We start from the raw sequence: 15219 nt of genomic DNA on the forward strand, positions 1-15219 counted from the left end.
GTGTTTAATGTAATTTACCAAATTTTATACCAATAAATACTGTTCTTGGAGCTGCAGGTCCATAAACATAGTCAGAATCTCTTGTTGGTCCTGTATCAAAATCGTCTTGAAAACTATTAAATATATTTTTTACACCACCAGAAAAAGTAATCATAAAATCATCAGAAAAATCGATATGAGATTCTAATTTTATATTTAAATCGAAAAAAGATTGGGTTTCATTTAACTGTAAAAAACCAGTATCGCTGACTACCAAAGGCACTATCATGCTACCTGTATAGGTACCTGTAAGATCTACATTAAATTTTTCTGAAGGAATATAAGTTGTGTTTACATAACCGTATAAATTAGGTGTTCTTGTAAATTCGTCTATAATAATATCTGTTTCTCCAATAGTTCCATCAGTTTCAAAAATAACTTGTGGCTCGTCATAAATAGCTTTTTGTAAAGTTCCACCCAATTGAAATTGCCATTTAGGATTAGGAGAATAACCAGCTTCAAAATTAGTACCATAAACTTTTGCGCCAGAACCATTTCTAACTTCTTCTAAAATAGAACCATTTGGCAAAACACTACCTGTGCTAACTAAGGTAAACGGATTTTCTAAAACCGTGTAAAAACCTTCCACTAAAAAATCCATTTGTGCCAAGCCTTTGGATTTAGAGTAATTGAAAGAACCTGTGTATGCGTTAGAATATTCTGTATTTAAATCGTCTGAAAGAATTACAAATTGTGGCTCGCCACCAACACTAGAAATGTGCAAATCTTCATTAAAAGCTTGTGGTGCTCTAAATCCACGAGCATAACCACCTCTAAATTTTAAAGCCTCTGTAAATAAGTAGGAAAAGGTAAGTCTTGGTGAAAGCGCAGTTTGATTTAGAGAAATTTCTCTTTCTACATTTCCAACAGTATATTCTCCATCTACATTTACATTGTCTAATCTTGCGCCCAATAAAGCTGTAAATTTTGTGGTTGGTTTCCACTCATATTGTGCATAGGTACCAAAAGCATTTACAGTTTGGTCTATTAATCTGTTATAACCTGCAATAATATCTTCTGTTGCAGTATGGTTGCCTTCTAAACCAACCGTTAAAACATCATTGGTGAAATTTTTTGTAAACTGTAAACCATTTACCCAAGCCAAATCTTTGGTGGTACCAAAAGCATTGTTTGCAGTTATGCTGTCTTGCCTTGTTCTTCCACCACCTAAACCGCCATAATAACTATCTCTATTGGTGTTGGATACAGAAGTGTACAATTGTAATTTCTTAGAATAATCTTTACTATTTAATTCATATTCTGCGCCACCAATAAAAGTATCATGACTTAATTCTTCTGTAATGTCTGTAAATTGCGGTGCTAAATCTAGGTTGTTTCCACCACGTCTATACTCATTAATTGCATTTAAATTTATAGAAATTTTACTTCTATCATTAGGTTTTAAAAAAGCTTTTGCACCAACAGTATTGTTTCTAAGTGCTACTAATTCTGTAAAACCATCGCCATCAAAATCTAAACTTTCTCTATTTCTGTAATTACCAAATAAAGTAAAGCCACTATTGAGATCGTCTGCCACAACAGAACTATTAAAAGTAAGTACTTTATCTGCTGCTTCACCATTAATTAATGCCAAATTAGAACCAACTTCCCAAGTATTTAAAATAGGATCTTTAGTAATAATATTTACAGTTCCTGCAATGGCATTTGAGCCAAAAAGGGCAGAACCACCACTTCTAACCACTTCTATTCTGTCTATAATATTTGTAGGAATTTGCTCTAAACCATAAACTCCAATTAGAGAAGAAAATACAGGTCTACTATTTAATAAAACCTGTGTGTAAGCCCCTTCTAAACCATTTAATCTTACTTGTGTAAAGCCACAATTTTGGCAGTTATTTTCTACTCTTACACCAGGTGCAAAATTTAAACCATCTGCTACAGAAAGCGATTGTGTTGCATTTAATAATCTTGGTTTTATAGAAGAAACAATAACAGGTGCATTGCGTTTTTCTACTCTATTTCTAGTGGCACTAACCACAACTTCATCTAAACCCAAACGATCTTCAATAAGTACAAAATCTATTTTTCGTTGCTCATTTTTTTTGATTGTTATTTTTTTTGAAATTTTTCGATACCCTTGAGAACTTACCTCTATTAAGATGTCTTTACCTGGTTTTAAATTTAGAGTGTATGCTCCATTAATATCTGTATTTGTGCCTTCTGCACCGCCTTTTACATAAACAAACGTAAACGGAATTGGTTCTCCTTTTGCAGTTACTGTACCAGAAATAGTAGTGTTTTGTGCAGTTAATTTTGCAGAAAATACTAATATAAATAAAGTTAAGAGTGTTTTAAGTTTCATTTGTTTGAATCAATTTTAAAATACTTTATTGTATTTATTTAGAATTAATAAAATTTATTTTCTGCAAATATAATAAAATTTTTAGGTTAGTCTAAAAATTATTTTTATAAGAATAAAAAGTTTATCTTTGTTATCTAAATAAAATTTGATGTTTACACATTCAGAAGAAAATTATTTAAAGACCATTTACCATTTAGAGTTAGATTCTAAAAAGGGAATTAGCACCAATGCAATTGCAAAAAGTTTAGCAACAAAAGCATCTTCTGTAACAGATATGGTTAAAAAACTTTCTGAGAAAGAAGTTGTGGTTTATAAAAAATACAAAGGGGTTACATTAACAGCTTTTGGAAAAAAAACAGCAGCTAATATTGTTAGAAAACATCGTTTGTGGGAGGTGTTTTTGGTGGAAAAATTAAATTTTTCTTGGGATGAAGTGCATGAGGTTGCAGAACAATTAGAACATATAAAATCGCCAAAATTAATTAATCAATTAGATGCTTTTTTAAGCTTTCCAACGCATGATCCTCATGGAGATCCAATTCCAGATAAAGATGGAAATTTAAAAACGATAGAGAAAAGTTTATTATCAACTTTACAAAAAAACGAAAGTGGTATTTGTGTTGGTGTAGATGATTCTTCGTCTGAATTTTTACAGTTTTTAGATAAAAAAGGCATTGTTTTAGGTAAAAAGATAGCTGTTTTAGAAAAAGAAGAGTTTGATGATTCTTTGTTGATAGTAATTGAAGATAAAAAATTGTCAATCTCAAATAAAATAGCAAACAACCTTTATATTAAGAAATAAATAAAGATGAAACAATATATAATTTTAGTGTTCTTGGTAACTTTTTTTTCTTGTAAACAAGAGGTAAAAAAGAATGGCAAATTACAAGTGGTAACTACAACTACCATGATTACTGATTTGGTAAAAAATATTGGTGGCAATAAAATTGATGTGCAAGGTTTAATGGGAGCAGGCGTAGATCCGCATTTGTATAAAGCAAGTGAAGGAGATGTAAGTAAATTATTTAATGCTGATGCCATTGTGTATAATGGCTTGCATTTAGAAGGGAAATTAGAAGATGTTTTTGAGAAAATGCGTCATCAAAATAAAAAAACAATTGCAGTTGCTGATATTATTGATAAAAATACCCTAATAGGTTCTGAATATTTTGCTTCTAATTATGATCCTCATATTTGGTTTGATATTAATAATTGGGAGTTGATTACCCAATTTGTGGTAGATCAATTAGTGGTTTTGGATGCTAAAAATGCTGCAACCTATAAAGAAAACGGTACAGAATATTTAAAAAAATTAGCAGCTTTAAAAGCTGAAATTCAGCAAGAAATAAACAAATTACCTGTAGATAAGCGAATTTTAGTAACTGCACACGATGCTTTTAATTATTTTGGGAAAGAATTTCAATTTAATGTTGTGGGCTTGCAAGGTTTATCAACAGCAACAGAAGCTGGCGTAAAAGACGTTCAAAAAATGGCTGCTTTTATTGAAGAAAATGAGGTGAAAGCAATTTTTGTAGAAAGTTCTGTGCCAAAAAGAACGGTAGAAGCTTTGCAAGAAGCTGTAAGGGCAAAAGGCAAAGAAGTTTTAATTGGTGGTACTTTATATTCTGATGCTTTAGGAAGTACAGGAACTTTAGAAGGTACTTATATTGGAATGTATAAACACAATGTAAATACCATTGTAAACGCTTTAAAATAACACTATGGAATCTCAAAAAATAGCGATTGCTGTAGATGATTTAACAGTTGCTTACAACTACAAACCTGTTTTGTGGGATATTGATTTGGTAATACCAGAAGGTGTTTTAATGGCAATTGTAGGGCCAAATGGAGCTGGAAAATCTACATTAATAAAGTCTATACTAGGAATTATAGATCCAATTGCAGGTAGTATTTCCATTTATGGAAAATCGTATGATAAACAACGAAAATTGGTGGGTTATGTACCACAAAAGGGAAGTGTAGATTGGGATTTTCCAACAACGGCTTTAGATGTTGTAAAAATGGGAACGTATGGAAGTTTAGGCTGGATTAAAAGACCAGGTAAAAAAGAACAAAAAACGGCTTTAGAATCTTTAGAAAAAGTGGGCATGTTGGCTTTTAAAGACCGACAAATAAATCAGCTTTCTGGAGGACAACAACAACGTGTTTTTTTAGCCAGAGCTTTGGCGCAAGATGCAGCTATCTATTTTATGGATGAACCTTTTCAAGGAGTTGATGCCATTACAGAAATTACAATTATAAATATTTTAAAAGAATTACGAAAAGCAGGAAAAACGGTGGTTGTTGTGCATCACGATTTACAAACCGTGCCAGAATATTTTGATTGGGTTACTTTTTTAAACGTAAAAAAAATAGCAACAGGTCCTGTAAAAGAAATTTTTAATGATGATAATTTAACAAAAACCTACGGAATTAATTATAAGGTTAGTGTGCAGCAGTAAGTTAATAATTATCAATTATGAATTGTTAATTACAAGTTTGGAGTTTTAATTTAATTATTTTAAATTCCATAAACCATAAACCATAAACCATAAACCATAAACCATAAACCATAAACCATAAACCATAAACCATAAACCATAAACCACAAACCACAAACCACAAACCACAAACCACAAACCACAAACTAACAGTCAAAACCAAAAAACCATCGATTTTACAGAATACATACAATTAGTTTTTACAGATTACACCTTAAGAACAATTACTTTAGGTACTGCAGTATTGGGTGCCATTTGTGGTATGTTAGGTAGTTTTGCTGTGCTAAGAAAACAAAGTTTGTTAGGCGATGCTATTTCACACGCAGCTTTACCAGGAATTGCAATTGCGTTTTTAATTACAGGCACAAAAGAAACCAACGTTTTGTTAATTGGAGCTTTAATTAGTGGTTTATTAGGTGCATTTTGGATTCGTGGAATTACAAAAAGAACACACTTAAAATCAGACACAGCTTTAGGTTTAATTTTATCTATTTTCTTCGGATTTGGAATGTTGTTGCTTACCTATATTCAAAAACAACCCGATGCAAATCAATCTGGATTGGATAAATTTTTATTTGGTCAGGCAGGAACTTTATTGGCAAGAGATGTTTGGTTTATGGCAATTGTAACAGCAATCTGTTTGGTAGTTTTATTGTTGTTTTGGAAAGAATTTAAAATTCTATTGTTTGATGCAGATTATGCAAAAACACTAGGTTTTAATACAGGTTTAATAGATATTTTAATCACCTCTTTTATTGTAATTGCAATTGTTTTAGGCTTGCAAACTGTAGGTGTTGTATTAATGAGTGCCATGTTATTGGCGCCAGCAGCAGCAGCAAGACAATGGACAAACAGTTTGGGAGTTATGGTGATTTTAGCGGCGTTTTTTGGAGCTATTGCAGGTGTAGTTGGCACAGGAATAAGTGCTAGTCAGAATAATTTATCTACAGGACCTGTAATTGTTTTGGTAGCAGCAGTTTTTGTAGGATTTTCCTTTATTTTTTCCCCTTCAAGAGGTTTGTTGTTTAAACAAATTCGGTTTATTCAGAATAGAAAAGATTTAGAACTGCATAAAACATTGGCTTTTATGTTTGAGATTGTAAAAGGTCATGAGAATATTTCACATCCACATGCTGTAAAAATATTGAATAATTTTCAAGGTTATACAAGAAAATCGTTAGGGAAATTAGAACAAAAAGAATACATAAATGTAGAAGGTGCAATGTGGTCTATGACTGCAAAAGGATATCATTTTGCAGCAAATTTATACAATCAACAAGCCAACGAAAATGAGTAGTGCACAAATAGAAATACAGTTAATTGCAAGTATGGTGGCAATTGCTTGTGCAATTCCAGGTACATTTTTGGTGTTAAGAAAAATGGCACTAATAAGTGATGCCATTAGTCATTCTATTTTGCCAGGTTTGGTGTTAGGTTTCTTTATTACGCACAATTTAAATTCGCCATTATTAATAATTATGGCAGCTATAACTGGTGTAATTACTGTTGTTTTGGTGGAGTTTATTCAGAAAACAAAATTGGTAAAAGAAGATACAGCTATTGGTTTGGTTTTTCCTGTTTTGTTTAGTATTGGTGTTATTTTAATTGCAAAAAATGCAAATGATGTGCATTTAGACATAGATGCTGTTTTATTGGGAGAATTGGCTTTTGCGCCTTTTGATCGCTTTTTAGTTGATGGATTAGATTTAGGGCCAAAATCTTTATGGGTTATTGGCACAGTTTTATTGATAACCATTGGTTTGTTATTGGCTTTTTTTAAAGAATTAAAAATTAGCACTTTTGATGCTGGTTTGGCAACCACTTTAGGTTTTTCGCCAATAATTATTCATTATGGTTTAATGAGTGTTGCTTCTGTAACCATTGTAGGTTCTTTTGATGCTGTTGGCGCAATTTTAGTGGTAGCTTTAATGATAGCGCCAGCTGCAACTGCCTATTTATTAACAGACAATTTAAAAAAGATGTTGGTATTGTCAGTTTTATTTGGTGTTTTTTCTGCCATTGCTGGCTATTGGCTGGCACATGGTTTAGACGCTTCAATTTCTGGATCTATGACCACAGTTTTAGGAATTTTATTTTTATTAGTCTACTTATTCGCTCCAAAAAAAGGTTTAATTTCTGTTTTGTATCGTAATAAACAACAGCAAATAGAAGTCTCTTTATTAACGTTTTTATTGCATTTAAACAATCATCAAGAAATAAAAGAGCGTCATATAAATCATTTAAATGAGCATATTAATTGGCAACGCGTAAAATCGAAGTCTGTGGTAGATTTGGCTCTGAAAAATAATATGATTACCATAGAGAAAGACATTATTTCTTTAACTAAAAAAGGAAAAAACTTTACAGATAAAGCAATTGATTACATCATAACAAATGATCATTCTAAAATAGAATCTATAAAAGATGATTTCTTTTTATTTAGAGGATAATACTTACTATATTTTGTATTTTGCATAAAAAATAAATTGTGCAAATACCTTCAAATTTTCAAGTCTATAATGCTTCTGCAGGAAGCGGAAAAACCTTCACTTTAGTAAAAAAGTACCTTACAGTATTATTAACTTCTGATGATATTTTTATGTTTCAGAAAGTGTTGGCAATTACTTTTACCAACAAAGCTGCTGGTGAAATGAAAGAAAGAGTTTTAGAAAACTTAGAAGCTTTTTCTGAAGGTAAAACCAACGATTTATTGCCACACATTATTAAGGAAACCAATTTAGACTTTAGTAAAATTGAAGAGCGAAGTAAAAAGATTTTAGATGCGATTCTTCAAAATTATTCGGCTTTTTCTATTACTACTATAGACAGTTTTACGCATAAAATTATAAAGAGTTTTGCTTACGATTTGGGTTTGTCGCTAAATTTTGAAGTAGAAATGGATGCAGTTTCCTTATTAAATGAAGCTGTAGATATTTTAATTTCTAAAATTGGTACAGATAAAAAGTTAACCAAATTACTTATAGATTATACTTTAGATAAAACCGATGATGACAAATCTTGGGACATTTCTAGAGACTTAAATGAATTTGCCAAAATTCTTTTAAATGAAGACGATACCAAACATTTTAGAAATTTAGCAGATAAGCAGTTAGATGATTTTACGAACTTAAAAAGTAAATTAAGTACACATCAAAAGGCGTTAAAAAAGAATTTGCAAGAAGTAGGGGCAAATGTTGGTGCTTTAATTGCTAATGAAGGCTTAGATCAAAAAGATTTTTTAAGAGGTACAATTCCTAAGTTTTTTAAGGAATTAAATGATGAAACTTTAGGTGGAAAATTTATTGGTAGAAGTGAAACTATAGATAAAGCTATTGAAAACAATCAATTTTATGCCAAATCTAAATCTGCAGAAATCGCAAATACTATTGATGGATTAATGCCAAAAATAATTGTTCAATTTGAAGAAAGCAAAACAATTTATAGGCAAATTTTAATGAATAATTTAGCGCTCAAAAGCATTATTCCTTTAGCGGTTTTAAATAATATTAATAGCGAGCTTAACCATATAAAAGAAGACAATAATATTCGATTAAATGCAGAATTTAATCAACTAATTTCAGACAATATAAAAGATCAACCAGCACCTTTTATATATGAAAGAATTGGGCAACGTTTTATGCATTATTTTATAGATGAAATGCAAGATACGTCTGAGTTGCAATGGCAAAATTTAATTCCTCTTATAGACAATGCTTTAGCGCAAGAAAACAGTAATTTATTGTTGGTTGGCGATGGTAAACAGGCCATTTACAGATGGCGTGGAGGAAAAGCAGAACAATTTATAGACTTAGGAATAACTGGAGATTTAGGTAAAAACCCTTTTCAAATTGATAAAAAAGTAGAAGAATTAGATACAAATTATAGAAGTTATTCAAAAATTATCAATTTTAATAATAATTTCTTTCAGCATACTGCTAATTTTCTTCAAAATGAAGCTTATAAAAATATTTATTTAGAAGGAAATAAACAAAAAGAGAACATTAAAAAGGGTGGTTATGTTTCTTTAGAATTTTTAGAGAAATTAGAAGATAAAGAAGAAAAAAAGCTAAAATACCCCACTAAAGTTTTAGAAACCATTCAAAATTTAGAGCAAAATAATTTCAGTTTAGGCGAAATTTGTGTGCTTACAAGAACTAAAAAAGACGGAATTGCAATTGCAGATTTTTTATCTGAAAAAGAGGTGCCTATTGTTTCTTCAGAAACCTTATTATTAAATAATGATGTTAAAATTAAGTTCATCATTAATATGTTACAAATTTTGCAAAATATGAATGATGAAGAAACAAGATTTGAAATTTTATATTTTTTACACGAGCACTTAAAAATCAAAGAACAGAAACATCAATTTATTCAAGCGCACATTAAATATGATAACGTTTTATTATTTACCTGTTTAGAAAAGTACAATGTAAAGTTTGATCTTTCTTATTTTTTTCAGCTTCCTTTTTATGAAAAAGTAGAAACTATTATTAGAAGTTTTCAACTGATTGAAACTTCAGATGCCTATGTTCAGTTTTTCTTAGATGTTGTTTTAGAGCAGCAACGTAAAGAAACCAGCATTCAAGATTTTTTAGATTTCTGGGATTTAAAAAAGGATAAATTGAGTATTGTTGCGCCAGAAAGTACAGATGCTGTGCAAATAATGACGATTCATAAATCTAAAGGTTTAGAGTTTCCTGTGGTTATTTTTCCTTGCGATGTAGATATTTACAGACAAATAAACCCTAAAGTTTGGTTAGATAGTTTGCCAGAAACCTACGAGTTTAAAGAGTTGTTAATCGATTTTAAAAAAGATTTGGGTTTTATAAACAGCAGAGGTTTAGAAATTTACAATCAACAAAGACAAGCGTTAGAGTTAGATAATTTTAACTTGCTTTATGTAGCCTTAACAAGAGCTGTAGAACAGTTACACATTATAACAGATTACAAAATATCTGCAAAAGGAGAAGAAAATATTAATTTTTATGCGGGTATTTTTATCAATTTTTTAAAACAACAACATCTATGGAATACAGATAAATTACACTATAATTTTGGGGATTCAGAAAGAGCAAGTAAAAAAGAAATCAACGCTAGTTGTACAGAAGAACATCAAAAATTTATAGCCACACCTTGGCAAGAACATAATATTGTCTTGTTGGCAAGTTCTTCTAAGCTATGGAATACAGAACAAGGTAAAGCAATAGACTTTGGTAATTTGTTACATGAGATTTTTGCAAAAATTAGAGTAGCTAAAGACGCAGCCTTTGTAGTTACTAATTTCTATAATCAAGGTTTTATAGAAAAGGAAGATTTAGAGTTTATAAAAAGAATTGTTTTAGCTGTTGTAAATCATCCACAATTGAAAAAATATTACACAGAAGAAGTGCTTACATATAATGAGCGTGAAATTGTGGACGTAGATAACCAAATTATAATTCCAGATCGTTTAGTTTTTAATCAGGACAAAGAACTAACTATTATAGATTACAAAACAGGTGCATCCTCAAAGGAGCATCATCAACAATTATTAAAGTACGAAAAGGTTTTAAATACTATGGGCTTTGTAGTAAAAGAAAAATTACTCTTGTATCTTGGAAAAGAACTAGAGATTGTTGAGGTTTAACTAGCAATACAAAATTTTCAAAAAATATTATTGTAGTTTCTAATTACTTAAAAAAAGTTAAAAACTCTCACCATTTAAAGAAAAATTGTTAAAAAGTAATACTATTTTTCTATTTTAAAAGATAGAAATCTAATTTAGAGTTGCTAAAAACTTGTGATTATTTTGAACTTTTTGTAGATTTGTCTTTGAAGATAAGTTAGAACAACTTACTTTTGCGCTTAAAATAACAAACTTTTAATTTAAAAATTTGATAATGAAACACTTAAAATTGGCTGTGATAGCTCTGTTTATGTTTGCTACAATGGGAAGCATAAATGCACAAGATGAGAACAATCCATGGGCTATTGGCTTTGGACTTAACAATGTAGATATTTATGGAAGTTCTGATTTTGGAACTCAAGTAGAAGATTTACTTGGTAATAGAGACTGGAATGTTTTACCTTCTATTTCTAGAATTACTGGAGAAAAGTATTTAGATAAAGGTTTTTCTTTACAGCTTGCAGGTTCTTTAAATAAGATTGAAACACTTATCGAGGAAAATGATTCTGATTTATTATATTGGGCTGTTGATGCGATCGTGAAGTATGATTTAAATACTTTGGTTGGAGAAACAGGTTGGTTTGATCCTTATGTATACTTAGGTGGTGGTTACACTGCTATAGATTCTGATGGAGAAGCAATGTTAAACGGTGGTGTTGGTTTTAATGCTTGGTTTAATGATAATTTAGGATTAAACTTTCAAACAGGAACTAAATATGGTTTTGCTGATAATATTAGAACACACTATCAAACAACTTTAGGTCTAGTTATTAGATTTGGAGGAAAAGATACAGATGGTGATGGAGTATATGATAAAGATGATGCATGTCCAGAAGTTGCTGGTTTAAAAGAATTCAACGGATGTCCAGATGCTGATGGTGATGGGATTAAAGATTCTGATGATGCTTGTCCAAATGTTGCTGGTTTAGCAGCAATGAATGGTTGTCCAGATTCTGATGGTGATGGAGTTGCTGATAAAGATGATATGTGTCCAAATGCTAAAGGAACAAAAGCTAATAAAGGTTGTCCAGATGCTGATGGAGATGGAGTAGTTGATAAAAACGATAAATGTCCTAATGTAGCAGGTCCTTCTTCTAATGGTGGTTGTCCTTTTAAAGATTCTGATAACGATGGTGTATTAGATAAAGATGATAAGTGTCCTACTGTAGCTGGTGTTGCTTCAAACAACGGATGTCCAGCAGCAGTTATTACTAAAGAAGCAGAAAACTCTTTAGGAGAATTCGCTAAAGCGATTTTATTTAATATAGGTAAATCTTCTTTCAAGCCAGGAGTTACTAATAAACTAAATGAAATTGTTAAAGTAATGAAAAATTACCCTAACGCTAATTTTGTAATTGAAGGTCATACAGACAGTACAGGTTCTGCTAGTACTAACTCTAGAATTTCTGATAGAAGAGCGAAAGCAGTAAGAGATTATTTAGTAAGTAACGGTATTTCTGTCTCAAGATTATCTGCAGTAGGTTATGGTGAAGATCAGCCAATTGCTTCTAATAAAACAAGAGCAGGAAGAGCACAAAACAGAAGAGTTGTTGTTAAAGTATCAAACAAATAATAGTACTCTTTAATTTATATTTTAAAACCTCATCTTTTAGATGAGGTTTTTTTATGCAATATTGTTTCGTTTTAGGGTCAAAATATTTTTTTAGTTACAATCAAAACATTTACCTTTGCCTCCTTAAAATGAGATGTTAAATCTCAAAACAATTAACAAATTTAATTAGATACAAATGTCTACAGCAACAGGAAAAGTTTCTCAAATTATTGGGCCAGTAATTGATGTTGAATTCAATACAGAGAATGAATTGCCAAAAATTTACGATTCATTAGAAATTAAAAAAGCAGATGGTTCTATTTTAGTTTTAGAAGTACAGCAACATATTGGTGAAGATACCGTAAGAACCATTTCTATGGATGCTACTGATGGTTTAAGTAGAGGTGCTGAAGTTATAGCTACAGGTAACCCAATACAAATGCCAATTGGTAATGATATCTATGGGCGTTTATTTAACGTTACAGGAGATGCTATTGATGGTTTAGGAAACTTAGCAAAAGAAGGTAAAGACGGTTTACCAATTCACAGAAGTGCACCCAAATTTGAAGATTTATCTGTATCTACAGAAGTTTTATTTACAGGTATTAAGGTAATCGATTTAATTGAGCCTTATGCAAAAGGTGGTAAAATTGGTCTTTTTGGTGGAGCAGGAGTAGGTAAAACAGTTCTAATTCAAGAGTTAATTAATAACATTGCAAAAGGTCATGGTGGTTTATCTGTGTTTGCAGGTGTTGGAGAGAGAACTCGTGAAGGAAATGATTTACTTCGTGAAATGTTAGAATCTGGAATTATAAAATACGGAGACGATTTTATGCACTCTATGGAAGATGGAGGATGGGATTTATCTAAAGTAGATAAGCCAGGTATGAAAGATTCTAAGGCTACTTTTGTTTTCGGACAAATGAATGAGCCACCAGGAGCAAGAGCACGTGTAGCATTATCTGGTTTAACAATAGCAGAATATTTTAGAGATGGAGCAGGAGATGGTCAAGGAAAAGATGTACTTTTCTTTGTAGATAATATTTTCCGTTTTACACAAGCAGGTTCAGAGGTTTCTGCCTTACTAGGTCGTATGCCATCTGCCGTAGGTTATCAGCCAACATTAGCAACAGAAATGGGTGCAATGCAAGAGCGTATTACATCTACCAAAAAAGGTTCTATTACATCTGTACAAGCAGTTTATGTGCCTGCAGATGATTTAACAGATCCAGCACCAGCAACAACGTTTGCGCATTTAGATGCAACAACTGTATTGTCTCGTAAAATTGCAGAGTTAGGTATTTATCCAGCAGTAGACCCATTAGATTCTACTTCTCGAATTTTAACGGCAGACATTTTAGGTGATGAGCACTATGATTGTGCACAGAAAGTAAAAGAAATCTTACAACGTTATAAGGAATTACAAGATATTATTGCCATTTTAGGTATGGAAGAATTATCCGAAGAAGATAAATTGGTAGTACATAGAGCAAGACGTGTACAACGTTTCTTATCTCAACCTTTTCACGTAGCTGAGCAATTTACAGGTATACCTGGTGTTTTAGTAGATATTAAAGATACTATTAAAGGGTTTAACATGATTATGGATGGTGAGTTAGATAAGTATCCAGAAGCTGCATTTAACCTTAGAGGTTCTATACAAGATGCCATAGATGCAGGAGAAAAAATGTTAGCTGAGGCGTAAACAAGTTTTGAGTTATGAGTTTTGAGTTATGAGTGAATAACTAAAGACTAAAAACTAAAGACTAAAAACCAAAAAAATATGTTTTTAGAAATTGTAACACCAGAGGCTATCTTATTTTCATCAGAAGTAGATTCTTTTTCTGCTCCTGGTACAGATGGTGAGTTTCAAATATTAGACAATCACGCACCAATTGTGGCAAACTTAATGCAAGGTAATATTGCAATAAAGGCGTTAAATCCTAATATTACAGAAAAGTTTAAAGAGAAGTTTACAAGTGAAGGAGATAAGTTAATTTTAAAGATTAACTCTGGTACTTTAGAACTAAACGATAACAAAGCAATTATTTTAGCAGATTAATTTGTTAAAATACTTAAATAAAAAAACCTCAAAACAATTTTGTTTTGAGGTTTTTTAGTTGTTATTAAAAATGATTTGCAATTTCCCCTAATAACTTTTTCTTAATTAATTCATGCCTCAAAAATCACAATTTTATTTGTTTTAAGATCAAGTATAAAGCTCCTAATGTTTAGGGGAAAAACACCCTTTTTTTTTACGAAATAATCATGTTTAAATATATAATCAACTTATTTTCAATTAGTTGTGATATTGTGTAAAGATGAAATATTGAAGTTCTAATTTAAATTGTATTTTTAAAGAATTAACTAAAACCTTATTTTATGAAACTTATTTTAAAATTTACCGTTTTTTTATTTGTATTATTTTTAGCAATTGGTTGTACTCCTGAGTGTGCTCATAAAGAGCATTTAGTAAATGATTCACGACCAGAAAATGCAATTACATATAAAGAAATGGCAGGTATGTTCCATCAATATGATGTTGGGCAGAAAAAGGTATTAGATAAGTATAGAAAAGAATTTACAAGAAACAAACAAGATACTATTGAAAGTATTTCTCATTTTTATGAAATTGCGCAACTAAAACAATACATTGCTTATTTAGAGAGATTGTCTAAAGAAAAAGATATTGAATTAACAGGCGTTAGAATTTTTTCTGCGGCATATCCTAGAGACCACAGTACTATAGCTAAAAGAGGAAGACAAACTTTAATTTTTATGCCAACTGCTAAAATTGGAAATAAAAATAGTGTAGCTTTTGAACCCTTATATTCTGAAAAAGGAACACCAATTAAGTTTACAGAATTTTTAAATAAATTTAGCAGTAATGCAACTAAACGAATACAAAGAGCTTCCTTTTTACCATTTCAAATATTAGATGGTGAGGATCTAGAAAGTTCTGGGACAAATAGATTAGAACACACACCACCTTATTAAAATGCTAAAGAGTTTATTTCTTTTATTATATTTAATAACCATAATAATATACTCACTAAAATATTTTAAGAAAAAGTTTGAGGTAAACTTGAAGTTTTTTCTTGGTTTTTTGGTTTCTATGCTTTTTTTTGAATTATTAGCT

General features: G+C 30.8%; 12 protein-coding genes. 10 read left to right on the forward strand and 2 right to left on the reverse strand.

The features are described 5' to 3' along the window. Window positions 1-4 precede the first annotated feature (4 nt). Window positions 5-2362 carry a TonB-dependent receptor gene (locus tag Q0684_RS09335; protein WP_299015736.1) on the reverse strand — a complete coding sequence of 786 codons (2358 nt, stop codon included), beginning with the start codon at window positions 2360-2362 and terminating at the stop codon, window positions 5-7. A gap of 148 nt (window positions 2363-2510) precedes the next feature. Between Q0684_RS09335 and Q0684_RS09340 the strand changes: the two genes are divergently transcribed. Genes Q0684_RS09340 through Q0684_RS09350 form a run of 3 tightly spaced genes read left to right on the forward strand, consistent with a single transcriptional unit; the run spans window position 2511 to window position 4824 of the window. Then, complete coding sequence (locus tag Q0684_RS09340) at window positions 2511-3164, forward strand: metal-dependent transcriptional regulator (RefSeq protein ID WP_299015739.1); 654 nt, start codon at window positions 2511-2513, stop codon at window positions 3162-3164. A gap of 6 nt (window positions 3165-3170) precedes the next feature. Continuing rightward, window positions 3171-4079 (forward strand): zinc ABC transporter substrate-binding protein, encoded by a 909-nt coding sequence (locus tag Q0684_RS09345; RefSeq protein ID WP_299015742.1) that lies wholly within the window; start codon window positions 3171-3173, stop codon window positions 4077-4079. Window positions 4080-4083: 4 nt separating this feature from the next. Further along, window positions 4084-4824 (forward strand): metal ABC transporter ATP-binding protein, encoded by a 741-nt coding sequence (locus tag Q0684_RS09350; RefSeq protein WP_299015745.1) that lies wholly within the window; start codon window positions 4084-4086, stop codon window positions 4822-4824. A 25-nt stretch (window positions 4825-4849) separates the two neighbouring features. Here Q0684_RS09350 and Q0684_RS09355 read toward each other — a convergent pair whose 3' ends face one another. Beyond that, window positions 4850-5026, reverse strand: coding sequence for a hypothetical protein (locus Q0684_RS09355; RefSeq protein ID WP_299015747.1), 177 nt, complete (start codon window positions 5024-5026; stop codon window positions 4850-4852). 6 nt (window positions 5027-5032) lie between these two features. Here Q0684_RS09355 and Q0684_RS09360 point away from each other — a divergent pair, with 6 nt between their 5' ends. From Q0684_RS09360 to Q0684_RS09390, 7 genes are all read left to right on the forward strand, one after another. After that, window positions 5033-6160, forward strand: a complete 1128-nt coding sequence (locus Q0684_RS09360; protein ID WP_299016421.1) for a metal ABC transporter permease — start codon at window positions 5033-5035, stop codon at window positions 6158-6160. Further along, the gene (locus tag Q0684_RS09365; protein WP_299015750.1) at window positions 6153-7313 is read left to right on the forward strand and encodes a metal ABC transporter permease; all 1161 of its coding nucleotides are present in this window, start codon (window positions 6153-6155) and stop codon (window positions 7311-7313) included. Before Q0684_RS09360 ends, Q0684_RS09365 begins: the two co-directional genes overlap by 8 nt. Window positions 7314-7351: 38 nt before the next feature. Further along, a complete protein-coding gene (locus Q0684_RS09370) occupies window positions 7352-10489 on the forward strand; it encodes a UvrD-helicase domain-containing protein (RefSeq protein ID WP_299015752.1) in 3138 nt (1045 codons plus the stop codon). A 253-nt stretch (window positions 10490-10742) separates the two neighbouring features. Continuing rightward, entirely contained in the window at window positions 10743-12101 is a 1359-nt protein-coding gene (locus tag Q0684_RS09375) for an OmpA family protein (RefSeq protein WP_299015755.1), read from the forward strand. Between the two features lie 175 nt (window positions 12102-12276). After that, entirely contained in the window at window positions 12277-13785 is a 1509-nt protein-coding gene (gene atpD / locus Q0684_RS09380; RefSeq protein ID WP_299015760.1) for a F0F1 ATP synthase subunit beta, read from the forward strand. Between the two features lie 78 nt (window positions 13786-13863). Further along, window positions 13864-14142 (forward strand): hypothetical protein, encoded by a 279-nt coding sequence (locus Q0684_RS09385; protein ID WP_299015762.1) that lies wholly within the window; start codon window positions 13864-13866, stop codon window positions 14140-14142. 320 nt (window positions 14143-14462) lie between these two features. Continuing rightward, complete coding sequence (locus Q0684_RS09390; RefSeq protein ID WP_299015768.1) at window positions 14463-15077, forward strand: hypothetical protein; 615 nt, start codon at window positions 14463-14465, stop codon at window positions 15075-15077. Window positions 15078-15219 lie beyond the last annotated feature (142 nt).

Origin of the sequence: uncultured Polaribacter sp., assembly GCF_947503875.1 — a bacterium.
Taxonomy (GTDB): Bacteria; Bacteroidota; Bacteroidia; order Flavobacteriales; family Flavobacteriaceae; genus Polaribacter.